The organism is Streptosporangium sandarakinum (assembly GCF_013409935.1).
In the GTDB taxonomy this organism is placed as follows: domain Bacteria; phylum Actinomycetota; class Actinomycetes; order Streptosporangiales; family Streptosporangiaceae; genus Streptosporangium; species Streptosporangium nondiastaticum.
In genome coordinates, this window is sequence record NZ_JACCCO010000002.1 from 284,594 (window position 1) to 306,335 (window position 21,742).

General features: G+C 72.1%; 19 protein-coding genes, 2 tRNA genes and 1 riboswitch. Of the genes, 12 read left to right on the plus strand and 9 right to left on the minus strand.

Features of this window, described 5'->3' with window-relative positions; translation table 11 throughout:
* Positions 1 to 189 precede the first annotated feature (189 nt).
* Positions 190 to 1,056, minus strand: a complete 867-nt coding sequence (locus tag HDA43_RS19970) for a Sco1979 family transcriptional regulator (RefSeq protein ID WP_179823936.1) — start codon at positions 1,054 to 1,056, stop codon at positions 190 to 192.
* A 267-nt stretch (positions 1,057 to 1,323) separates the two neighbouring features.
* Here HDA43_RS19970 and HDA43_RS19975 point away from each other — a divergent pair, with 267 nt between their 5' ends.
* A complete protein-coding gene (locus HDA43_RS19975; protein WP_179823938.1) occupies positions 1,324 to 1,818 on the plus strand; it encodes an ATP-binding protein in 495 nt (164 codons plus the stop codon).
* 181 nt (positions 1,819 to 1,999) lie between these two features.
* Here the strand turns inward: HDA43_RS19975 and HDA43_RS19980 are convergent.
* A tRNA-Pro gene (locus HDA43_RS19980) sits at positions 2,000 to 2,073 on the minus strand.
* Positions 2,074 to 2,162: 89 nt separating this feature from the next.
* Between HDA43_RS19980 and HDA43_RS19985 the strand changes: the two genes are divergently transcribed.
* The 6 genes from HDA43_RS19985 (at position 2,163) to HDA43_RS20010 (ending at position 8,638) form a co-directional block, all read left to right on the plus strand.
* Positions 2,163 to 2,233: transfer RNA gene (locus HDA43_RS19985), tRNA-Gly, on the plus strand.
* Positions 2,234 to 2,923: 690 nt separating this feature from the next.
* Positions 2,924 to 4,645 carry a SpoIIE family protein phosphatase gene (locus HDA43_RS19990; protein WP_179823940.1) on the plus strand — a complete coding sequence of 574 codons (1,722 nt, stop codon included), beginning with the start codon at positions 2,924 to 2,926 and terminating at the stop codon, positions 4,643 to 4,645.
* A 99-nt stretch (positions 4,646 to 4,744) separates the two neighbouring features.
* Positions 4,745 to 5,335 carry a TIGR03086 family metal-binding protein gene (locus HDA43_RS19995; protein ID WP_179823942.1) on the plus strand — a complete coding sequence of 197 codons (591 nt, stop codon included), beginning with the start codon at positions 4,745 to 4,747 and terminating at the stop codon, positions 5,333 to 5,335.
* Between the two features lie 199 nt (positions 5,336 to 5,534).
* Entirely contained in the window at positions 5,535 to 6,335 is an 801-nt protein-coding gene (locus HDA43_RS20000) for a DeoR/GlpR family DNA-binding transcription regulator (RefSeq protein ID WP_179823944.1), read from the plus strand.
* Entirely contained in the window at positions 6,332 to 7,411 is a 1,080-nt protein-coding gene (gene galT, locus HDA43_RS20005; RefSeq protein WP_179823945.1) for a galactose-1-phosphate uridylyltransferase, read from the plus strand. Before HDA43_RS20000 ends, galT begins: the two co-directional genes overlap by 4 nt.
* 119 nt (positions 7,412 to 7,530) lie before the next feature.
* Positions 7,531 to 7,667: riboswitch (cyclic di-AMP (ydaO/yuaA leader) on the plus strand.
* Positions 7,668 to 7,708: 41 nt separating this feature from the next.
* Positions 7,709 to 8,638, plus strand: a complete 930-nt coding sequence (locus HDA43_RS20010; protein ID WP_218912327.1) for a coiled-coil domain-containing protein — start codon at positions 7,709 to 7,711, stop codon at positions 8,636 to 8,638.
* Positions 8,639 to 8,661: 23 nt separating this feature from the next.
* Here HDA43_RS20010 and HDA43_RS20015 read toward each other — a convergent pair whose 3' ends face one another.
* Together HDA43_RS20015 and HDA43_RS20020 are read right to left on the minus strand one after the other, a co-directional pair.
* On the minus strand, positions 8,662 to 9,192 hold the full coding sequence (locus HDA43_RS20015) for a MarR family winged helix-turn-helix transcriptional regulator (protein WP_179823949.1): 531 nt from the start codon (positions 9,190 to 9,192) through the stop codon (positions 8,662 to 8,664).
* 65 nt (positions 9,193 to 9,257) lie between these two features.
* The gene (locus tag HDA43_RS20020; protein ID WP_179823951.1) at positions 9,258 to 10,565 is read right to left on the minus strand and encodes a M50 family metallopeptidase; all 1,308 of its coding nucleotides are present in this window, start codon (positions 10,563 to 10,565) and stop codon (positions 9,258 to 9,260) included.
* Positions 10,566 to 10,729: 164 nt separating this feature from the next.
* On the opposite strand from HDA43_RS20020, the gene HDA43_RS20025 reads away from it, so the two are divergent.
* The gene (locus tag HDA43_RS20025) at positions 10,730 to 11,359 is read left to right on the plus strand and encodes a LuxR C-terminal-related transcriptional regulator (RefSeq protein ID WP_312873455.1); all 630 of its coding nucleotides are present in this window, start codon (positions 10,730 to 10,732) and stop codon (positions 11,357 to 11,359) included.
* Between the two features lie 640 nt (positions 11,360 to 11,999).
* On the opposite strand, the gene HDA43_RS20030 is transcribed toward HDA43_RS20025, so the two are convergent.
* Positions 12,000 to 13,115, minus strand: a complete 1,116-nt coding sequence (locus tag HDA43_RS20030; protein ID WP_179823955.1) for a PP2C family protein-serine/threonine phosphatase — start codon at positions 13,113 to 13,115, stop codon at positions 12,000 to 12,002.
* A gap of 118 nt (positions 13,116 to 13,233) precedes the next feature.
* On the opposite strand from HDA43_RS20030, the gene HDA43_RS20035 reads away from it, so the two are divergent.
* Both HDA43_RS20035 and HDA43_RS20040 read left to right on the plus strand, forming a co-directional pair.
* The gene (locus HDA43_RS20035) at positions 13,234 to 14,463 is read left to right on the plus strand and encodes a GNAT family N-acetyltransferase (RefSeq protein WP_179823957.1); all 1,230 of its coding nucleotides are present in this window, start codon (positions 13,234 to 13,236) and stop codon (positions 14,461 to 14,463) included.
* A 40-nt stretch (positions 14,464 to 14,503) separates the two neighbouring features.
* Positions 14,504 to 14,677, plus strand: coding sequence for a hypothetical protein (locus HDA43_RS20040; RefSeq protein ID WP_179823959.1), 174 nt, complete (start codon positions 14,504 to 14,506; stop codon positions 14,675 to 14,677).
* A 25-nt stretch (positions 14,678 to 14,702) separates the two neighbouring features.
* On the opposite strand, the gene HDA43_RS20045 is transcribed toward HDA43_RS20040, so the two are convergent.
* On the minus strand, positions 14,703 to 15,170 hold the full coding sequence (locus HDA43_RS20045; RefSeq protein ID WP_179823961.1) for a ribose-5-phosphate isomerase: 468 nt from the start codon (positions 15,168 to 15,170) through the stop codon (positions 14,703 to 14,705).
* A 107-nt stretch (positions 15,171 to 15,277) separates the two neighbouring features.
* Between HDA43_RS20045 and def the strand changes: the two genes are divergently transcribed.
* The gene (gene def / locus HDA43_RS20050; protein WP_179823963.1) at positions 15,278 to 15,766 is read left to right on the plus strand and encodes a peptide deformylase; all 489 of its coding nucleotides are present in this window, start codon (positions 15,278 to 15,280) and stop codon (positions 15,764 to 15,766) included.
* 104 nt (positions 15,767 to 15,870) lie between these two features.
* Here def and HDA43_RS20055 read toward each other — a convergent pair whose 3' ends face one another.
* The 3 genes from HDA43_RS20055 to HDA43_RS20065 form a co-directional block, all read right to left on the minus strand.
* Positions 15,871 to 16,374 carry a hypothetical protein gene (locus HDA43_RS20055; RefSeq protein ID WP_179823965.1) on the minus strand — a complete coding sequence of 168 codons (504 nt, stop codon included), beginning with the start codon at positions 16,372 to 16,374 and terminating at the stop codon, positions 15,871 to 15,873.
* A 145-nt stretch (positions 16,375 to 16,519) separates the two neighbouring features.
* Positions 16,520 to 17,929 carry an aldehyde dehydrogenase family protein gene (locus HDA43_RS20060; RefSeq protein ID WP_179823967.1) on the minus strand — a complete coding sequence of 470 codons (1,410 nt, stop codon included), beginning with the start codon at positions 17,927 to 17,929 and terminating at the stop codon, positions 16,520 to 16,522.
* 276 nt (positions 17,930 to 18,205) lie between these two features.
* Positions 18,206 to 18,826: a mycothiol-dependent nitroreductase Rv2466c family protein gene (locus tag HDA43_RS20065; RefSeq protein WP_179823969.1), complete on the minus strand. Its 621-nt coding sequence runs from the start codon at positions 18,824 to 18,826 to the stop codon at positions 18,206 to 18,208.
* A gap of 263 nt (positions 18,827 to 19,089) precedes the next feature.
* Here HDA43_RS20065 and pepN point away from each other — a divergent pair, with 263 nt between their 5' ends.
* On the plus strand, positions 19,090 to 21,660 hold the full coding sequence (pepN, locus tag HDA43_RS20070; protein ID WP_179823971.1) for an aminopeptidase N: 2,571 nt from the start codon (positions 19,090 to 19,092) through the stop codon (positions 21,658 to 21,660).
* The last annotated feature ends 82 nt before the right edge of the window (positions 21,661 to 21,742 follow it).

Below are 21,742 nucleotides of genomic sequence, written 5' to 3' on the forward strand. Positions count from 1 at the left end.
CTTCGAGTGATCGCGGGCGCGTCAAGTCGTACGGCTACCGCGGCAAGCTCGCGCGCCGCGCCCACATGAGCGGCGCGGGGCACAGCCTTCGAGACATACAAGCCGTGAGGGCATGATCCACCGTGGCGGGTGTCCAGCGCCGCTGGCCAGTCTAGGGCAGTCGCGCACCACAGAGCGACCGGTGGTTGTTCAGTTCTCCTTGATGATGCGCCGCAGGATGTCGGTCGTCTCATCCGGGGTGGTGCTGACGGCGCACAGCCGTTCCATGACCTCGCTGTAACGGTCCACTTCTTCCCGTTTGTCGAGGTAGAGGGCGCTGGCGAGTTGCTCGACGTAGACCACGTCGGGCAGGTCGGGGTCGGCGAAGCGCAGCACGCTGAAGGCGCCGCCCTCGGCGCTGTGGCCGCCGAAGCTGAACGGCATGACCTGGATCGTGACGTTCAGCCGCCGCATGAGGTCCAGCAGGTGCTCCAGCTGTGCCCGCATCACGTCGGCGCCGCCGATGGGGCGGCGCAGCGCCGCCTCGTCGATGACCGCCCAGAAGAACGGCCCGTCGGGCCGGTCGAACACCTTCTGGCGCTCCATCCGCAGGTCGACGCGGCGCTCGATCTCCTCGGGCCCGACGCCGGCGCTTCCCGCGGTGATGACCGCCCTGGCGTACTCCCTGGTCTGGAGCAGCCCGGGCACGAACTGGACCTCGTAGGTGCGGATCCGGGAGGCGGCCTCCTCCAGTCCGACGTAGGTCTGGAACCACGAGGGCAGCAGGTCGTTGAAGCGGTGCCACCAGCCCGGCTCGTTGGCCCGGGACAGAAGGTCCATCACCGCCGAGCGCGCCTCCTCGTCCTCGACCCCGTAGAAGGTCAGCAGGTCGGAGACGTCGCGCTCCCGCAGTCCGACCCGGCCGAGCTCCATCCTGCTGATCTTGGACTCGGAGCCGCGGATCAGATGGCCCGCCTCCTCGCGGGAGAGGCCCCGGGCCTCACGGAGCCGGCGTAGTTGGGAGCCCAAAAGGATACGCAGAGCTGTCGGACCCGATCCCGGGTGGATCTGCGTCACTTCGCCTCCCTGTGCAGTTGGGCCAGCGCACACAGTGTCATCACTTCCGGCCTTCCTGACAAGGTCCCGACACCGTGTCCGATTCACCGAGCATCCCGTAAGAATCGGCGATGCGGCTGCACGCTGCAACTGCACGTGCATTTGGGTCTTGCAGGGGGCGGCCGGGTGACTCATGATGGCCTAGTGCATATTGGGCTTAAGGTGCACAAGCTCTGACAATTCACAGGCGGTACGGAGATGGCAATGGCGGCGGGAGGCACCGGCAGGATGGTTGAGGAGCCAGAATCGGCTACCGACTACCTGCGGGCGACCCGCGAGGTCAGCTTCGACGACCTCCTCGTGGCCGACCGCCTCGACGGCTCCGACGCGACGGCGTGCCCGCTCTCCCCTCAGGCCGACTCCGTCAAGACCGCGCGGGACGTGACCCGCTCGACGCTGCGCCACTGGGGTCTGTCGGAACTGAGCGATGACGCAGCGCTAGTGGTTTCGGAACTGGTGACCAACGCGGTCCGCTACGCGCTGTGCCCGCCCGTCCGCGTCGACACCACCCCGATCACGCTGATGCTGATGCGCATCTCGGCGCACGTCGTCCTCGCCGTGGCCGATCCGAGCAACGAGGCGCCCACGCCCAAGGAGCCCGACTTCATCTCCGAGAACGGCCGCGGCCTCTACATCGTGGAGACCTACAGCAGGTGTTGGGGATGGGACCACCTCGCCCGCGGCGGCAAGGCCGTCTGGGCCGTCTTCAGCGGGACCGACTGACCCGGACCGGGGGATCACGGGGCCCGGCGGCCTCGGCGGGATCCACGGCCCCGCGACCCTCCGGACTCGGCGCGCGGGCCGGGCCGCGCGGACCTCGCGCCCACACGGGCTCCATGCGACCGTCCGGGCCCCGCGCCCATGGGAAAGGGCCGATCCATGCGGATCGGCCCCTGGCCCGCTGTCGGGGTGACAGGATTTGAACCTGCGGCCCCCTGCTCCCAAAGCAGGTGCGCTACCAAGCTGCGCCACACCCCGGTTCGCCGAGTGCGCGCACGCTCCGGAACTCCGGTACGATTACGCCCTGACGACCGGATGAAGTCTAGACCAGACCGGCACCGGCTCGTGCGGACGTAGCTCAATGGTAGAGCCCCAGTCTTCCAAACTGGCTACGCGGGTTCGATTCCCGTCGTCCGCTCCGAACGAGAAAGGCCAGGTCACACCGTACGGCGTGACCTGGCCTTCTCGATTTCCACTTGTTTTCCGCCCGCTGCTTTCACGCCGCCCGCATCGCGCATCAGATTTTGTTCTCTCGTTTCGGCCGTCGCCCCGGGCACCGGCCCGAAGGCATGAGCGATGACGCCTCGTCCCGGCCCCGCGTCGCGCACCAGCGGATCAGCGCCACCCGCGGCGAGGCGTGCCCCACCCCGCCGGCTCCTTGCGGTTCGGGAACCCGTGCGGCTCATCCGCCCGCGGGAACACCGGAACGGTGAAGACCCGCGTGGCGCCCCGGGGCCCGCCCCGGGTCCCGCTCCCGTCGGAGGCGCCCGGCCTACGGGGTCACATGACGTGAAACGTCGCGCCGCGCCGTACAGGCGTCACAAGTCTCATACGGTGAATAATCCGAAATCTCCGGCAAAAATGAGCCTAGACCCTAGATCGTTCCTTACCATTCTTCTTTGGACGTAGCCGAGTTCGTGGAGGGGAACGTGACGAGGTCCGACGGCGTCATCATCAGCGGTGAGCACAGCGGGCTCCCCCACGCCGCGCGCCTCTCACCCTCCTGTCCGCCCACGACCGTGCCCGCCAGACCCGGCGGACGGTCCGGGAACGCGCCCACGGGCGGCCCGGCCACCCGGCGGACCCCGGCTCCCCTCCGGCGGGGCGCGTGAACCGCCGCTTCGTCACCAAGGACCCGGCCACCGCGATCCCCCGGATGAGCAGCCCCGCCTCCATGAACGAGCAGCTGTCGCTGCTCAACGCGGCGAGCAAGCGGATCGGCAGCACCCTCGACATGTTCGAGACCGGCAGGGAGCTGATGAACGTCGCCGTGCCGCGGTTCGCCGACGCGGCCGGCATCCTGGTGCAGGACCGGCTGGTGGCCGAGGGGGAGTCCCCCCAGCGCGCCACCGACGGGTCGGTGCCGGTCCGGCGGATCGCGGTCGGGGTGGCCAGCTCCTCGCCCGGCGAGTACGCCGAGGCGTTCCCGGTGGACGAGGTCGTCGTCTACGACGCCTGGACGCCGTACGCCAGGTGCATGGCCACCGGGAATCCGATCCTCTATCCCCGGCTGGGCCGCCGTACCTCCGAGGAGATCGGGCGGTTCGCCAAGCGCGAGACGGTGGCCAGGGTGCTGGAGGACAGCTCGTTCCTGGTCGTGCCGCTGAAGGCGCGCGGCCAGGTGCTCGGCTTCGTCGTCTTCACCCGCAGGCCGGACAGCGAGCCGTTCGAGGAGCAGGACATCAACCTCGCCGAGGAGCTGGCGGCCAGGACCGCCGTCTGCCTCGACAACGCCCGGCTCTACAACCGTGAGCGGCGCACCGCGCTCACCCTGCAGAGCAGCCTGCTCCCGGTCGACCTCCAGCAGCCCCTGGGCCTGACGATCGCCTCCCGCTACCTGCCCGCGAGCGACCTGGTCGGGGTGGGCGGCGACTGGTACGACGTGATCCAGCTCCCCGGATGCCGGGTGGCCCTCGTCGTGGGCGACGTGATGGGGCACGGGATCAGGGCCGCGGCCACGATGGGCCAGCTCCGCACGGCCGCCCGCACGCTCGCCAGCCTCGACCTCACCCCCGCCGAGGTGCTGTTCCGCCTCAACCGGATGAGCCAGGACCTGGACGGCACCCAGATCGCGACGTGCGTCTACGCCACCTACGACCCCGTCACGCGGACCTGCGCGATCGCCTCGGCGGGACACGTCCCTCCGATCCTGGTACGGCCCGGCGGCGGGGCCGAGCCGCTGGAGCTGCCTCCGGGGCCGCCCCTCGGCATCGGCAACGAGCCGACGGAGATGCGTGAGCTCGTCCTGCCGCACGACGCCGTCCTCGCCTTCTACACCGACGGCCTGGTGGAGAGCCGCGACCGGGACATCGACGAGGGGATCGGCATGGTCTGCGACCTGCTGGCCGGTCAGAACCAGGACCTGGAGGCGGTCTGCGACCTCACGATCGAGGCCCAGCGGCCCGGGCACGAGCGCGACGACATCGCGCTCCTGCTGGCCAGGGTGCGCCGGCTGGGCGAGGAGGATCTGGCGCAGCTCACGCTCGACCCCGACCCGCGCTCCGCCGCCCGGGCCCGCCGTCTCGTGCGCGCGACGCTGTCCGAGTGGCGGCTGGACCCGATCGCCGACGCCACCGAGCTCATGATCAGTGAGCTGGTCACCAACGCCATCAAGCACGGCTCGGGCACGGTCGAGGTGCGCCTGCTGCGCGGTCCCTCGCTGGTGTGCGAGGTGGCCGACCGCTCCCCGGCGCGGCCGGTCATGCGCGAGGCGGGCAGCGACGACGACACCGGCCGCGGCCTGCACCTGATCAACTGGCTCGCACACCGCTGGGGCACCCGCCCGACCCCGGACGGCAAGATCGTCTGGGTGGAGCAGCGCCTGCCCTGAGATCCCTTCCCCCGGTCCCGCCCGGGCCGTGCCCGCGGACGGCGATGACTACTCGTCCCCGCGGGAGTTACGGTCGAGGTGAGGATCGGGGAGGGCATGATGAGCATCGACACACGCGAGGCCTACCGCCGAGCGCTGGACGCCTTCGGCGCTCTCGTCCACCGGATCGGGCCCGGGCAGTGGAGGCTTCCCACCCCGTGCGTGGACTGGGACGTCCGTACCCTGGTCGACCACGTGGTCAGGGAGAACCGCTGGGTCCCCCTGCTGCTGGCCGGCCGGACCGTGGGCGAGGTCGGCGACGCCCTGGACGGCGACATGCTCGGCGACGACGCGCTGAAGGCGTTCGACACCTCCGCCACGGCGGCCGTGCAGGCGGTGTTCGAGGACGGCGCGCTCGCCCGCGTCGCCCACCTGTCGTTCGGTGACGTGCCCGGCGGCGAGTACGTCGCGGAGCTGTTCGCCGACGTCCTCATCCACACCTGGGACCTCGCCCGGGCCGTCGGCGCCGACGAACGGCTCGACCCGGAGCTGGTCGACGCCTGCGCGGCCTGGTTCGCCGACGCGGAGAAGGGCTACCGGCAGGCCGGGGTCATCGGGGAGCAGCGGCCGACGCCCGCGGGCACCGACGCGCAGACCCGCCTCCTGGCCGCCTGGGGCCGCCCGCCACAGTCCGACGGAGACGACGACTAGATCCGTTCGGACCGCTCCCGCCCGCCGCTGGCCGGTGACCGGACCCGCCCGCCGTGCGCCCGGCCGGTGCCCGGCGCGGTACGGGGCCGCCGGACAGGACAGGTGAGACAGGCGGGCATCATCCCCACCAGGTTCCAACATCTTCCAACCATCATGGTTGTGGTAATTTGCTGAAATCTGGTGATTTAAGGGGTGGTCAATGCTCGCCCAGCAGCGGCGGCAGGCGATCTTGGAGCGGGTGCGCGCGAGCGGCGGGGCCAGGGTCGCCGACCTGGTGCGCGAGCTCGGGGTGTCGGACATGACGATCCGCCGGGATCTGGAGGTGCTGGCGGAGCGCGGGCTGGTGGCGAAGGTCCACGGCGGCGCCACCGTCGCCGGGCCCGGATCCACCGAGGAACCGGGGTTCGCCGCCAAGTCGGCGCGCCAGCAGCCGGAGAAGGAGGCGATCGCCCGGCGGGCGGCCCGGCTGGTACGGCCGGGCACGGCCGTGGCGCTCTCCGCCGGGACCACCACCTGGACGCTCGCCCACTTCCTGACCGACGTGCCCGACCTGACGGTGATCACCAACTCGATCGGGATCGCCGAGGTCTTCCACCGCTCCCCCCGCGCCGACCGCACCGTCGTGCTGACCGGCGGCGTCCGCACGCCCTCCGACGCGCTGGTCGGCCCGGTCGCGGTCGCGGCGATCCGCGGGCTGCACGTGGACACCCTCTTCCTCGGCGTGCACGGGATGAGCGTGCGCGCCGGGTTCACCACGCCCAACCTGCTGGAGGCCGAGACCGACCGCGAGCTGGTCGCCTCGGCGCACCGGCTGGTGGTGCCCGCCGACCACACCAAGTGGGGCACGGTCGGCATCAGCACGATCGCCGGGCTGGCCGAGGCGCACGTCGTGGTCAGCGATCCCGGCCTGCCGGAGGAGGCCCGCGAGGAGCTGGCCGCCCGGGTGGGCGAACTGATCATCACCGACCCCCACCAGCGGAACGAGACGGCGACCCGATGAAACGCACGATCACCCACCTGGCCGACGGCCGCGAACTGCTCTACTTCGACCGGCGGGACGACGCCGACCGGAGCGCGGCCGACCTGCGCGACCTGCCGCCCCGTCCCCCCGCCTCCGAGCTGCGCTACGACCCGCTCACCGAGGAGTGGATCGCGGTGGCCGGGCACCGCCAGAGCCGCACGTTCCTGCCGCCGGCCGACGAGTGCCCGCTGTGCCCCTCGGCTCCCGGCCGGCTCACCGAGATCCCCTCGTCCGACTACGACGTGGTGGTCTTCGAGAACCGCTTCCCGTCCTTCTCCGGCCAGCCGGTCGGCACCGCCCCCGTCGGCGGGCTGAGCGAGGTCCGCCCGGGGACCGGGCGGTGCGAGGTGGTGTGCTTCACCTCCGACCACGACTCCTCCTTCTCCCGGCTCTCCCCCGAGCAGGTCGAGCTGGTCATGGAGGCGTGGATCGACCGTACGGCGGAGCTGTCGGCGCTGCCCGGGGTGGAGCAGGTCTTCTGCTTCGAGAACCGGGGCCCCGAGATCGGCATCACCCTGGCCCACCCGCACGGCCAGATCTACGCCTACCCCTACGTGACCCCCCGGACCCGGCTGTCCCTGCGGGCGGCCGAGCGGCACCGGAGGCGGACCGGGCGCGACCTGTTCGCCGACGTGCTCGCCGCCGAGCGGGAGGCGGGCGTCCGCGTGGTCGCCGCCAACGAGCACTGGACGGCGTTCGTGCCGGCCGCGGCGCGCTGGCCGGTCGAGGTCCACCTCTACCCCCATCGCCGGGTGCCCGACCTGGGCTCGCTGGAGGCCGACGAGCGGGCGGCGTTCGGCCCCCTGTACACCCGGGTGCTTCGCGCCCTGGACGGGCTCTTCGGTGTGCCGCTGCCGTACGTGGCGGCCTGGCACCAGGCGCCGGTGCACACCGGCCGGGACCTGTCGTACGCCCACCTGGAGGTGTTCAGCATCCGCCGGGCGCCCGACAAGCTGAAATATCTGGCCGGGTCGGAGTCTGCCATGGGCGCCTTCGTGAACGACGTCCTGCCGGAGGACACGGCCCGCCGCCTGCGGTCCCTGGCCGAGGGGTGAGCCGAGGGGTGAGCCGAGGGGTGAGCCGAGGGGTGAGCCGAGGGGTGATCGGCGGCCGGTCACGGAACGGGGTCGCGTGACCATCCGTTTACCATTGCTATCCTCACCCATTGGACTTTATGTCCGATATGCCTAATTCCGGGTGCGTCGCCCGGAAGCCGGGGAACCACCGCACCCGGGGTGAATCCACTTCGGTGGAAGGGCTCTCTCCCGCCCGAACCCGTCAGCTAACCCGGTAGGCGGTAGGAGAGGAGAGCCGTGGCGGCCCCGTCCCCCACGTCCCGTCGCCGTGCGGCCATGACCGTCTCCGCGGTCTCCGCCCTGGCGTTCGTCCTCGGCGGCGGACCCGCCGGCGCCGACCCCAAGCCGTCCGAGTCCGAGCTGCGCGCCGACCTCGCCAAGCTCACCAAGAAGGTCGACGGGCTCATCGAGGACTACGCGGCCAAGCGGGAGTCACTGCGCAGGGCCCGGCAGGCCGAGAGCCGCGCCAGGACCGCCCTGACCGAGGCGGAGCACGCTTACACCGAGGCCAGGGAGCAGGTCGCGGACATCGCCCGGCTCCAATACCAGGGCGGCGGCGGCCTGCCCGCCCTGCTGTTCGCCCCCCAGCCGGACGGCGCGGCGGTCACCGCGCAGCTCGCCGCCCAGCAGGGCGCCCACCTGCGGACCTTCGCCCAGAGCCGGGACCTGCGCAGGCGGGCGGCCGAGGAGGCCACCCGGCTCACCGGCCGGATCGCCGAGGAGGGCGAGGCCGTGGCCGTCCGGCGCCGCGACGCCGAGAAGGCCATCGCGGACGTCAAACGGAAGCTCGACGCGCTCGTCCCCGTGGGCTCGGGCCGCCGCGCCGACGGCAGCTGGGCGCCCCAGCTGCCCACCGGCTCCGACAACATCACCGACCGCACCCGGATCATGCGCGGAGCGGTCGGGAAGCGGTTCACCCTCCCCCACGAGGTCGGCTGCTACCGCTCGGAGAACGACGGCGGCGAGCACCCGCTGGGCCGGGCCTGTGACTTCATGATGAGCGCCGGCGGCTCGACGCCCACGGCGGAGCACGTCGCGCTCGGCGACGAGATCGCCGCCTGGGTCCTCAAGAACAGGGCGCGGCTCGGGGTCAAGTACGTGATCTGGCGCCAGCGGATCAACAGCGGCACCGGCTGGCGTGCCATGTCCGACCGCGGAGGCGTCACCGCCAACCACTACGACCACGTGCACATCTCGATGTACTGACCGGCCCGTGCGGATCGACGGCGTCACGGATGGGTGACGGCCACGTCCGTCACCCCCGCCGCCTCGGCGACCATCCGGTCCAGGCCGGCCAGGTCGGCCGGGCGGGCGACGGCCGCCTCGGCGAAACGGGCGAGCAGCCGGGCGAAGGTCTCGCGGTCGGCCTCCGTCCAGTCGGCGATCAGGCCGTCCAGGTAGGTCCGCCGGTAGCGGACGACCACCTCCAGCACCCGGCGGCCGCGTTCGCTCAGCACGAGCCGGGCCCGCCGGGCGTCCACCGCGGACTCCTCGCGCGCCAGCAGGCCCGCGCCGATCGCGTCGTTGACGAGCCTGCTGGCGGTGGACGGATCGACGTCGAGCTGCTCGGCGACGGCGCCCACGGTCACCTCGGGCACGTCCAGGCTCAGCTTGTGCACCGCGTGCACGACCATCACGTTCGACATCTGCACCGGCCGGGGCGGCTCGCCCGCCCGGCGGGCGCGCAACGGCCGGGCCCAGATCCGGCGCAGCCGGAACAGCGCCACGTCGATCGCCGCTCCCGGCGTCCGGTCGTTCACGGCGTACCCCTACGGCGGGTACGGCCCGCCCGCGGCGCGCCGTACGGGATGGACGGTTACGGAGATCAGCCCAGCAGGCGGATCGGGTTGAAGACGTCGGCGTACGCCAGCAGACCGGCCATGACGATCATCACCAGGGCGATGGCGTAGGTGAGCGGGAGCGCCTTGGCGATGTCCACGTGGGCGGGGGCGGGGCGGCGCGTCACGCGGGCGAAGCCCCGCTTCAGCCCCTCCCACAGCCCGCCGGCGATGTGACCGCCGTCGAGCGGGAGCAGCGGGATCAGGTTGAACATGCCGATCGCCAGGTTGAACACGGCCAGCAGGTTGATGAAGATGACGACCTTGCTCTCCAGCGGGGCCGAGGAGGCCACGATCTCCCCGCCCATGCGGCCGACGCCGACGATGCCCACCGGGCCGTTCTTGTCGCGCTCATGGCCGGAGAAGGCGGCGTTCCAGACGCCCACCATCTTCTCCGGGAAGCGCAGCAGCGCGCCCGCCGTCAACGAGGTGGTGTCCCACATGTGGGCGGCGACCGCTCCGATGCCCTGCCGCTCGGTGACGATCACCGGGCTGACCCCGAGGTAACCGACGCCCTTTTCGATCTTCCCGGGCTCGTCCAGCGACTCGCGGTCCTGGGCGATGAGGTTCGCGGTGACGGTCATCGGACGGCCGTCCCGCGTGATGCCGATCGCCAGCGGACCGGCGCCGTGGGAGCGGATGGCCCGGGTCGCGGCGTCCCAGCTCGCGACGGGCCGGCCGGCCACCGACACCAGTACGTCACCGGGGCGCAGCCCCGCCGCGGCGGCCGGGCTGGGCCTGTCGGCCGCGGTGCACTCGGCACCGGGGTTCTTCGCGATCTCGGCGGAGGTCTTGACGCACTGCGGGACCGAGGAGATCTGGCTCTTCTCGACGGCGACGCCGAAGCCCATCATCACGACGGCGAACAGCACGAACGCCAGCACGAAGTTCATCGCCGGGCCGCCCGACATGACGATGACCTTCTGCCACCAGGGCTTGCGGTAGAAGACCCGGTCCTCGTCGCCGGGGCGGACCTCCTCCATCGCCGCGTCGCGGGCGTTCTCGATGAGGCCCTGCCACGGACCGGTGGAGACCGAGCGCAGCGTGCCCGGCGCGTCGGTGGGCCGGGGCGGCAGCATGCCGATCATCCGGATGTAGCCGCCGAAGGGGAGCCACTTGACGCCGTACTCGGTCTCGCCCCGGTGACGGGACCACAGCGTGGGACCGAAGCCGACCATGTACTGGGTGACCTTGACGCCGAAGATCTTGGCGGGCACCAGATGGCCGATTTCGTGCAGTCCGATCGAGACCATGAGTCCCAGGAGGATGATGAGGACCCCGACGAGCCAGCTCACAGGTCAAACTCCCCGGTCGTTTATGTGCGGGCGGTCTTCCGAGACTAACCCACGCTTCGTGGTTCCAGAGTGCCACAGAGACGGAGCCTCCGGATCAAGTCTCTTGCGCCGGGTTGACCGAATGGGGACACTTCGTTGACAGTAAGCGATCGTACGGTCACCCTGTGAAAGGCGCTGGGGGGAAACTTTTGATCGGGATCCTGATTGCCGAGCATCTGCCGCTGGTCCGACGAGGCCTGGTGGCCTCGTTGGCGTGCGAGCCGGACCTCAAGGTGGTGGCGGATGTCGGCAACGGCGAGGAGGTCCTGCCCGCCGTCCTGCGACACCGCCCCGACGCGGCGGTCGTCGATCTGGATCTGCCCGACGTCGACGGCTTCGCCGTCGCGCTCCGGCTGCACGAGGACGCCCCGTCCTGCCGGACGCTCCTGCTGTCGCGCCACCCCAGCGCCGGTCAGGTGCGGCGGGCCTTCTCCGTGCACGCGCTCGGGTTCATGAGCCTGGACGTGCGGCCCGAGCAGCTCGCCGACGGCGTGCGCCGGGTGGCCGCCGGGCGCCGGGCGATCGACTCCGAGCTCGCGGTCGCCGCCCTGGAGTCGGCGGAGAACCCGCTGACCCGGCGGGAGCTGGACGTGCTGCGGCTGGCGGCCCTGGGCGCACGGTCCAACGAGATCGCCGACCAGCTCTTCCTGTCCGTGGGAACGGTCCGAAACCACCTGTCGCGGATCATCAGCAAGACCCAGGCCCGCAATCGCCTCGACGCCGTGCGCATCGCCCGCGACGCCGGGTGGCTCTGACCCCGCGAAAACTCCGCGACGGCTCCGCGACGGACGCCCCCGGCGACTCCGCGACGGACGTCCCCGGCACGGCCGCCGAAGCGCAGCCGGCCGCGCCGGGGACGTCCGCCCCGGCCGGGTGCGCGGCCCGTCACCGGACCACGCACCCGGCCGCCTTCGCGTCGCGCCCGGCCGGACCTCCCCCACGAAAGTCACGACGTCGCGCGGCGCGCCGCCGAGGAGCCGCCGATCACCGATGTCACAACGGATGACACCGGCGGCCGCCCACCGGGTGACCCGGTACGACGGCCGGCATGTCGCACCGTCCGCCGCCCAGGCCGGACCCCGGGGCAACCGCGCCACCCCCCGGGGTCCGGAACCCATGCGGACGGGGCGGCCGCCGGATCGGCCGGGCTTCCGGTGAAAGGACACCGGGTCCGGCCGCCCGCCGGGGCGACTCCCTGAAGGTTCGAAACCGCCCCTAGAGCGTTCCAAAAGCCCACCGGCTCCCGCCAGTGTTCCGGCTCACCGGAAAACGGTGTGGAACACCGGCCGTTGACCATGCGTTCCGTAATGGTCCGGCTACCTTCGGTGCTGCCCGTACGGCGTCGGGGAGTGTGCCGGGCCGCGGGGACGCCGGCTCCGGGGCCCGTTCCGGACGTCAGGGGCGCCAGATGAGGATGAGCGCGCAGTCGTCGTTGTGCCCGGCCGACATGGTGGTGACGAGGTTCCGGGCGCCGTCGCGGAAACCGGAGGGCAGCAGTCGCTCGGCCTCGCCGAGCAGCCGGTCGAGACCGGCGTCGATGTCGCGGCCCGGCTGCTCGATCAGCCCGTCGGTGTAGAGCATGAGCGCGTCACCCCTGCGGAGCATGCCCTTGTCGCGCTCGCAGTGCAGGTCGCCGACGATGCCCAGCACCACGCCCTTGGCCGGGGAGACCTTCCAGGTGCCGGTCCCCGCCTCGAACTTGACCACCGGCGGGTGCCCGGCCGAGGTGATCACGTATTCCGCCGTGGCGAGGTTGATCCGCACGTGGACCGCCGTGACGAAGCCCTCCGCCTCGCGCTGGCGGCGCAGGTAGGTGTTGCAGGCGCCGAGGAAGTCGTCGACCGAGCCGAGCAGGCCGCCGAAGGCACCCGACAGCATCAGCGCCCTGGTGCCCGCGTCGACGCCCTTGCCGGAGACGTCGACGAGGGCGAGCTCCAGGACGTCGCCCTCCCGGATGGAGACGAGGAAGTCGCCGCCGAAGGAGGAGCCGCCCGCCTGCTTGAGCACCACCCGCGAGTCCCAGTCCTTGGGCAGCTTCGGCAGCTCGCTCTGCTTCTTGAGCCGGTCGCGCAGCTCCAGCAGCATCACGTCGCCACGCAGGCCCTGCACCCCGAGTTTGCCGCGGGTGCGGGCCATCAGGGCGGCCAGCACGACGGTGAAGCCGAACGTCGCCAGCAGGCCCGGCCCGATGTGCCCGACCCCGCGCACGACGGCCACGTAGACGAGCGAGACGGCGACCGCGCACAGCAGCTTGGACAGGCTGCGCAGCCGGAGCTGCAGCCCGCCGACGAGGGTGATCGGGATCATGAGCGCCGGGGAGAACCACTCCGTGGAGACCCGGGCGGCCAGCGCCCCGACCGTCAGGGTCAGCACGCTCAGCGTGATGAGGAGGTTGCGGTCACGGGCGAACGGCCCGCGCCGCAGGAACCGCACGGTGGGTGCCAGAAGGGGGATCCGTGCCAGAAACGCACGGAGCCCAGGAGGAATCAGCGGCACCGGGCGAGAACTCATGATGCGCCTGACTGTATCTGGCTGCCCCCTGTTTGGGCAGCCCACTTGACCGACACCTTGATCATTTAGGGGGGAAATTGAATGGCCCGACGGTTTTGTCACCTCTACCGTGGGAGAAATGTCTTTCACCCTGCGTCCGATGACGGAGACCGACTGGCCCGCCTGGCTCGATCTCGACGAGGAGGCGTTCGGCGCCGCCGTGCCGCCGCACCGGAGGGAGCAGTACCGGGCGGTGACCGAGTTCGACCGCTCGCTGGGCGCGTTCGACGGTGACCTGCTGGTGGGCACGGCCACCGTGTGCGGCTTCACCATGACGGTGCCCGGCGGGCCGATCCCGGTGGCCGGGGTCACCTCGGTCGGGGTGCTGCCCTCGCACCGCCGCCGGGGCGTGCTGTCCTCCCTCATGACCCGCCAGCTCGCCGACCTGCGTGAGCGGGGTGAGGCGGTCGCCGCGCTCTACGCCTCCGAGGCGGCGATCTACGGGCGGTTCGGGTACGGCAGAGCCGCCGACGCGCTCTCCTTCGACATCCCCCGGCACGGCGCGGCCCTGGCGGGTCACGCCCCCGCGGACCCCGCGCTGCGCCTGCGCGTCGTACGGCCGGCCGGGACCCGGGACCTCTTCGAGAAGGTGTTCGACGCCGTCCGCGAGGGCCGTCCGGGGATGTACGCCCGCACCCCGGCCCGCTGGGACACGGTGCTGTCGGACCACGACGCCGACCGTGGGAACGCCGGGCCGCTGCGCGCGGTGGTGGCCGAGGACGACGACGGCCCGCGCGGCTACGCGCTCTTCCGGACCGTCCAGCGCTACACCCCGCACACCGTGCCCGACGGCGAGCTGCGGGTCGGGGAGATCTTCGCGCTGGACGACGCCGCCTACGCGGAGCTGTGGCGGCACCTGCTGGACCGCGACCTGGTGGCGCAGATCAGGGCCCACCGACGGCCGGTGGACGACCCGCTGGCGCACATGCTGGCCGAGCCGCGCAACCTCAACGCCATCTGGATGGACGACCTGTGGGTCCGTCTGGTGGACGTCGGACGGGCGCTGGAATCCCGCGCCTACTCGGCGCCGGTGGACGTGGTGGTCGAGGTCGCCGACCCCGTGTGCCCGTGGAACGAGGGCCGCCTGCGGCTGACGGCCGGCCCCTCCGGCGTCCGGTGTGTGCCCACCGGCGACCCGGCGGAGGTGTCGCTTCCCGTGGCGGCGCTCGGCGCGGCCTATCTGGGCGGCCGCCCGCTGACGCCGCTGCGGTCGGCGGGGCTGGTGCGCGAGTCGCGGGCGGGAGCCGTACGGGAGCTGTCGCTGGCGATGTCCTGGGAGCCGGCGCCCTGGGCCGGTCTGGTCTTCTGAGCCGTTCCGCGGGCCGCGGACCGCGGTTACGGTGAAGGGCATGGCACTGCAGAGCTTGCAGATCACCGCGCTCACCGCGATGCGGGCCCGGGACGTCTCCCGGCCCACCCGGGAACAGCAGGAGGGCGCCGACGCGCGGCCCCTGCGCGACGAGACGCCGCGCAGGGAGCCCCGGCGCGGGGACCGCCCGCGCGGGGAGCCGCGCCGCGGATGACCGGGCGCGGTCTACCGCGGCCGGTCTACGGCAGCGGCGGAAGGCCGCCGCCGGTCTCGTACGCGCCGATCTGCGCGATCCGGCGGCTGTGCCGCTCCAGGCCCGAGTACGGCGTGCCGAGGAAGATCTCCACGAACCGGAGCGACTCCTCCTCGCTGTTCATCCGGGCGCCGAGGCTGATCACGTTGGCGTCGTTGTGCTCGCGGGCGAGCTTGGCGGTGTCGTCGTTCCAGGCCAGGGCGGCGCGGATGCCGCGCACCTTGTTGGCGGCGATCTGCTCGCCGTTGCCGGAGCCGCCGATCACGACCCCCAGGCTGCCCGGCTCTCCCGCGACGCCCTCCGCGGCGCGCAGCACGAACGGCGGGTAGTCGTCCTCGGCGTCATAGACGAACGGACCGCAGTCGGTCACCTCGTGGCCGTTCTCCTTGAGCCAGGAGACGACGCGGTTCTTGAGTTCATAGCCGGCATGGTCGGCACCGATGTAGACACGCACCCGCCCAGTTTCGCAGGTGTATGTCGCCCCGCCGACCCGCCCCCCGGCTAAGGTAATGACCGGCATGCCAACGCACCCCTTACAGGGTCCACGAGAGAGAATCCCACATGCGTGACATCCGAGTGATCGGAGATCCGGTCCTGCGCACGCCCGCCGAGTCCGTCACGGACTTCGACCGCGACCTGCGCCGCCTGATCGACGAGATGTTCGCCGCGATGTACGCCGCGCAGGGCGTCGGCCTCGCCGGCCCGCAGATCGGCGTGTCGAAGAGGCTGTTCGTCTACGACTGCAGCAACCGCAAGGGGCACGTGGTCAACCCCGTGCTGACCGTGGACGACCCCGCGGAGGTCCTCGACGAGGAGGGCTGCCTGTCGGTCCCCGGCCGCGAGACCGGCACCCCGATCTACGCCCGGACCCCCCGCGCCGCCGGTGTCACCGTCGAGGGCTTCGACCGCCTGGGCCGTCCGGTCCGGGTCAGGGCCCGCGGCCTGCTCGCGCGCTGCTTCCAGCACGAGAGCGACCACCTCGACGGCATGCTCTACGTCGACCGCCTGCCCAAGGACGCCGCCCGCAAGGTCCTGCTCCAGACTCCCTGACCGGCTCCGGCCCGCGGGAGGGACCGGCCTCGCCCACCGGCCGGCGCGGCCACCCGGGCCGTCACCGGTTCACGAACCGGTGACGGCTGACGGGCCGGCCAGGTTCACGGGTCGGTGTCCGTTGGCGGCTCGGTGTCCGTCCGCGGCCCGGCGTCCGTCCGCGGGCCAGCGCCGGGCTCGCCGGCCGGCCGCCGCGCGCGCCGCAGACGCCACAGCGGCCTGGACGCCAGGCCGAGGCCGGCCAGCATGAGCAGGGCGACGGCGATCCACTCGTTGGACCCGCCGGGGCCGTAGACGTGGCCCCGGCGGCCGGTGTCGAAGGCCCGCGCCGCCTGACCCGGGGTGAACGACCCGCGCTCGCCGCCGTAGAACGCCACCTCGGGACGGACCGTCCGGCCGGCGCGGAACTCCCCCAGCCAGGTGCACTGCTCGTGGCCGGGGTGCTGGACGCACTCGACCCGGTGGGCGGTGAAGGTGCCCCAGGCGCCGTCGCCGCGGAACGCGGCCAGGGCCGGTCCGAGGTTCTGTACGGCCAGCAGCAGCAGGATCAGCCCGCCCGCGGCGATCACCAGATCGAACGCGCCGACGCGCGCGGTGCTCGGTCTCATGCCGTTACCGTGCCCCTTCGAGGAGACTGCCCAGGCGGGTCTACCCCGCGCGTGCCGCCGCGACGACCCGGTCCCGCGGCCGGGTCCGGCCGCGTCTCCGCGCCGTCCCGGCGGCCGTCACCCTTCCCGCCGCGCGGGCCGCCGGTCAGAGCTGGACCGACTTGACCTCCAGGTACTCCTCCAGGCCGAACACGCCCAGCTCGCGGCCCAGCCCCGACTGCTTGTACCCCCCGAAGGGGGCCCGGGGGTTGAACTGACCGCCGTTGACGGACACCTGGCCGGTGCGCAGCCTGCGCGCGACGGCGACGCCCTGTTCCTCGGTGCCCGCCCACACCGCGCCGGCCAGGCCGTACGGCGTGCCGTTGGCGATGGCCACGGCCTCGTCCTCGCCACGGGTGTAGGGGATGGCCGCCAGGACCGGCCCGAAGATCTCCTCCTGCTCGATCACCATCCCCGGCTCGACCCCGGCGAACACGGTGGGCTCGACGTAGAAGCCCCGCTCCAGGGGCCGGTCGACGCCGCCGGTGATGAGCCGCGCCCCCTCCTCCTGGCCGCGGTTGATGTAGCGGACGACCCGGTCGCGCTGGGCGGCCGAGACCAGCGGGCCCAGGCGGGTGCTCTCGTCGAAGGGGTCGCCGACGGTGTACTTCGCGGCGGCCCGGGCGGCCAGTTCGACGGCCTCGTCGTACCGGTCGCGGTGGACGATCATGCGGGACCAGGCGGAGCAGGTCTGCCCGGAGTTGAGGAAGGCGTTGGCCACGGTCACCTTGACCGCCGTGGCGAGGTCGGCGTCCGGCAGGATCACGCTGGCCGACTTGCCGCCGAGCTCCAGGGCCACCCGCTTGACCCCCTCGGCCGCCAGCGCCGCGACCCGCCGGCCCGCCCGGGTGGAGCCGGTGAACGACACCATGTCCACGTCCGGGTGGGAGACCAGCGCCTCGCCGATGGTCGGGCCGTACCCGCTGACCATGTTGAACACCCCGGCGGGCAGCCCGACCTCGTCGAAGATCCCGGCCAGCGCGAAGGCCGCCAGCGGCGCCACCTCGCTGGGCTTGAGCACCACCGTGCAGCCGGCGGCGAGCGCCGGACCGACCTTGCACAGGATCTGGTGGAGGGGGTAGTTCCACGGCGTGATGGCGGCCACCACGCCGACCGGCTCCCGGAAGATCCGGGAGTTGCCGACCCGCTCGCCCTCGAAGTCGTAGGCGGCGGCGAGCTCGGCGTAGGAGGCCAGCACCCCGGCGGGCATCAGCGTCTGCACCTTCATCGCCACGCCGTACGGCGCTCCCATGTCGGTGGCGATGATCCTGGCTATCTGGTCGGAGCGCTGACGTATCAGGTCGGCGGCGGCGGCGAGGACCTTGCCGCGGTCGGCGGGGGCCGTGCCCGACCACGCGGGCAGGGCCGCCCGGGCGGCGGCCACGGCGGCCTCGACGTCGGCGGCGGCCCCGGCCGGCACCCTGTCGACCGTCTCCTCGGTCGCGGGGTTGACGACGTCGATGCCCTCGCCCGACGCGGACGGCTGCCAGGCTCCGTTCAGATAAAGATGACGCATGACTCTCATCCTCGCGCGCGGATCGTCATAAGGCGAGAGCCCGGCAGGTCAGGCGAGGGGCGGGTCGCGCGGCGTCAGGCGCGGGCCGGACGCGGGCCCCTCGCCGCGGCGGGCACTCGACCGTCTGTGCCCCCGAGCGTACGGCGAAGCGCACCGTCCGGCGACGAATGACCGACATCATTCAAGATTCGTAATATTGGGGATATTTCGGAAGCACCGAAGAACGACTTCCGGTCCTCCCCTCCGCGCCGGGGAGGACCGGAGGCCACCGCGCGGTCAGTCGAAGATCGGCGGCCGGGTGCGGGAGCGCTTGATCTCGAAGAAGCCGTCGGTGCCGGCCACCAGGCGGACGCCGTCCCAGAGCCGGCCGGCGTCCTCTCCCTTGGGCGCGGGCGTGATGACCGGCCCGAAGAACGCGACGCCCTCCACGGAGATCACCGGCGTGCCGACCTCCTGGCCGACCCGGCCGATGCCGTCCTCGTGCGAGGCCCGCACGAGGTCGTCGTGGTCCTCGGAGTCCATCGCGTCGGCGAACCCGCGGTCGAGGCCGGCGGCCTCCAGGGCCTCCTCGACCGTCTCGCGGAGCCGGTCGAGCTGCTTGAGCATGCCCTGGTTGTGGAAACGGACGCCGAGCTCGGTGTAGAGGCGGCCGACGGTGTCGGAGTCGTACTTCTCCTGCACGGCCGCCACCACCCGGACCGGGCCGATGGCCCTGGCGATCATCTCGCGGTAGGTCTCGGGGACGTCCTTGTCCTCGTTGAGGACGTTGAGGCTCATGATGTGCCAGCGCGGCTCGATGGGCCGCACCTTCGCCACCTCCAGCAGCCAGCGCGACGTTATCCAGGCGTACGGGCAGAAGGGGTCGAACCACAGGTCGACGGGAGTGCGCTCGGTCATCTCTTCAGCTCTCTGGTCGTGAGACTCGTTCATCCGGCGACAACCCGGTACGCCGAGCCCCCTATTCCGGCCCGGCCCCCGGCACCGTTCCGGTCCACCCTTCGACTCCGTTCCGGTCCGCCCCCACGTCCACCGGCCGCTTTATCCTCGAATGAGGTGACCGGCCGACCCGCGGTCCCCGAGGCGGCGTTCCCCCGCCCCGCATGGCAGGATTCGATGGACCCTTCGCAAGGGAGCGGAGGAGTTGTGACGAGGGAGCTGTGGTGGCAGGCAATCTGACCCGTGACGAGGCCCGCGAGCGCGCGCGGCTGCTCAGCGTGCAGTCGTACGCGGTGGAGCTCGACCTGACCGAGGGTGAGGAGCGCTTCGAGAGCGTCACCACGGTCCGCTTCACCAGCGAGCGGGCCGGTGCCGGGACGTTCATCGAGCTGGCCGACGCCAGGATCCGTTCGGCGGTGCTGAACGGCGTCGAGCTGGACGTGAGCGCCTACGACCCGGAGACCGGGCGGCTGCCGCTGCCGGACCTCGCCGAGGTCAACGAGCTGCGCGTCGACGCCGACTGCCGCTACTCGCACACCGGCGAGGGCCTGCACCGCTTCGTGGACCCCGTCGACAAGAACGTCTACCTGCACAGCCAGTTCGAGACGGCCGACGCCCACCGGATGTACGCCTGCTTCGACCAGCCCGACCTCAAGGCGACCTTCGAGCTGACCGTGCTCGCGCCCTCGCACTGGGAGGTCGTCTCCAACGCCGCGCCCGACGAGGTCCAGGAGCTGGAGGGGCACCGCGGCAAGCACGGCGCCCTGCAGGACGCCAAGCGCTGGCACTTCCCCGCCACGCCGGTGATGAGCACCTACATCACCGCGCTGTGCGCCGGGCCGTACCACAAGGTGACCTCCGAGCACGACGGCATCCCGCTGGGCATCTACTGCCGGGCCTCGCTCGCCGAGCACCTCGACCCCGACAACATCTTCGAGGTCACCCGGCAGGGCTTCGACTTCTTCCACCGGGTCTTCGGGATCCGCTACCCGTTCGGCAAGTACGACCAGCTGTTCGTGCCGGAGTTCAACGCGGGCGCGATGGAGAACGCCGGCTGCGTGACCTTCCTGGAGGACTACGTCTTCCGCTCCCGCGTCACCGACGCGATCATCGAGCGCCGCGCCGAGACGATCCTGCACGAGATGGCGCACATGTGGTTCGGCGACCTGGTCACCATGCGCTGGTGGGACGACCTGTGGCTGAACGAGTCGTTCGCCACCTACGCCTCGGTGCTCTGCCAGTCGGAGGCCACCCGCTGGGGCCAGGGCGCCTGGACCACCTTCGCCAACGTGGAGAAGGCCTGGGCCTACCGGCAGGACCAGCTCCCCTCGACCCACCCGATCGCCGCCGACATCGTCGACATGCAGGCGGTCGAGGTCAACTTCGACGGCATCACCTACGCCAAGGGCGCCTCGGTGCTCAAGCAGCTCGTGGCCTACGTCGGCCTGGACAACTTCCTGGCCGGCGTCCGCGACTACTTCAACGAGCACGCCTGGGGCAACACCACGCTCGCCGACCTGCTGGGGGCGCTGGAGCGCACCTCGGGCCGCGACCTGTCGTCCTGGTCCAAGGAGTGGCTGGAGACCGCCTGGGTCAACACGCTGCGCCCGTCGTTCACCACCGACGACGAGGGCCGCTTCACCTCCTTCGAGGTGCTGCAGGAGGCCCCGGCCGAGTACCCGACGCTGCGCTCGCACCGCGTCGCCGTCGGCCTGTACTCCCTGCGCGGCGAGGAACTGGTCCGCACCAAGCGCGTCGAGCTCGACGTGGTCGGCGCGCGCACGGCCGTGACCGAGCTGGTCGGCGAGGTCCAGCCGGACCTGGTGCTGCTCAACGACGACGACCTGACCTACGCCAAGCTCCGGCTCGACGAGCGCTCGCTGCGGACGCTGGTCGAGGGCGGCATCAACAGGTTCACCGAGTCGCTGCCGCGGGCCCTGTGCTGGTCGGCCGCCTGGGACATGACCCGCGACGCCGAGATGCCCGCCCGCGACTACGTGGCCCTGGCGCTCTCCGGCATCGCGTCGATCAAGGACATCTCGGTCGCCCAGGCCGTGCTCCGCCAGGCCCGCCAGGCCGTCCAGCAGTACGCCGACCCCGCCTGGCGCGCCGAGGGCCTCGCCCTGCTGGCCTCCGGCCTGCGTTCCCTCGTCGCCGGCGCCGAGCCCGGCTCCGACCACCAGCTCGCCTACGTCAACGCCCTGGCCTCCGTGGCGACCTCCGCCGAGGACCTGTCGTTCCTGTCGGGCCTGCTGGACGGCACGGCCGTGCTCGACGGGCTGACCGTCGACGCCGACCTGCGTTGGACCCTGATCCAGGCCCTGGTCTCCGGCGGCGTGCTCGGCGAGGAGGACATCGCCGAGGAGCTGATGCGCGACTCCACCGCCACCGGCGAGCGCTCCGCCGCGCGCTGCCGCGCCGCGCTCCCGACGCCCCAGGGCAAGGCCAAGGCGTGGGCGACCATGACCGAGGGCAGGCTGAGCGGCGCGATGCTCCGCTCGACCATCCTCGGCTTCATGGACCCGAACCACCCGGACCTGCTGGAGCCGTACGGGGCGAAGTACTTCGAGCAGATCGTCCACATCTGGAGCACCTGGACCTTCGACTCGGCGCAGAACTTCGCCGTCGGCTGCTACCCGGCCCTGGCCATCTCCCCGCAGACCGTGGCGAGGACCCAGGACCTGATCTCGGCGGAGCAGCCCCCGCAGGCCCTGCGGCGCCTGCTGCTGGAGGGCGCCGACGGCATCGGCCGCGCCCTGCGCGCCCAGGCCAAGGACGCCGCCGCGGCGTCCTGACCCGCGCGTCCCGGCCGCGCCCCCGCCCTTCGTGGCGGGGGCGCGGTCCGTGTGGGCGACATTCCCGGCATCGGCGACTCCG